Consider the following 611-nt stretch of genomic DNA (forward strand, 5'->3'; position numbering starts at 1 on the left):
ATCCAAGCTGTATCCTTATCAACTCCGAGTTTCATCAAATTCTTTATACAATTCTGTGGGGTTTTCCATTGCTTCCAGATACACATATGCAGCCTATAACAAATTATTGCATCTAGTTCTTTACTACAGCTTCCTTCAGATTCCACCTCACAATGGACACCCCTGCTGTTCAGCTATATACTTCCTTGTTACCTAGGCGTATTCGGGACTTTCACCCGTTAGAGCGCGCCCATGGCGCGCAAACTACAAAAAGGATGTGCCTTGGCACATCCTTAGATAACTTATTCTATATTCTGCTTACCGAATCAGCTGTTCCAGCTCACTCTTTTCCTGAACTCCTAAAGTTCTCTCTGCGACCTTTCCATCTTTGAATACGAGAAATGTCGGAATTGACATTACCTTATATTCTCTGGCAAGCGCCATCTGCTCATCCACATTCACCTTACCTACCTTTACATCTGTAAGCTCCTGTGCGAGTTCATCAACAACCGGTCCCATTGTCTGGCATGGTCCACACCATGTTGCCCAGAAATCTACCAGTACTGGTTCTTTTGCATTTAATACTTCTTCTTCAAAATTCTCTGTTGTTAAATTGATTACTGACATGATAG

General features: G+C 42.2%; 1 protein-coding gene. It reads right to left on the minus strand.

What is annotated here, in order from left to right; genetic code table 11:
* Positions 1-297: 297 nt before the first annotated feature.
* Positions 298-611, minus strand: a 314-nt coding sequence (trxA, locus tag Q5O73_RS10535) for a thioredoxin (protein ID WP_368076769.1), incomplete at its 5' end; no start/stop codon positions are given.

It is taken from the genome of Eubacterium sp. AF15-50, from assembly GCF_934835595.1.
GTDB lineage: Bacteria > Bacillota > Clostridia > Lachnospirales > Lachnospiraceae > Eubacterium_G > Eubacterium_G segne.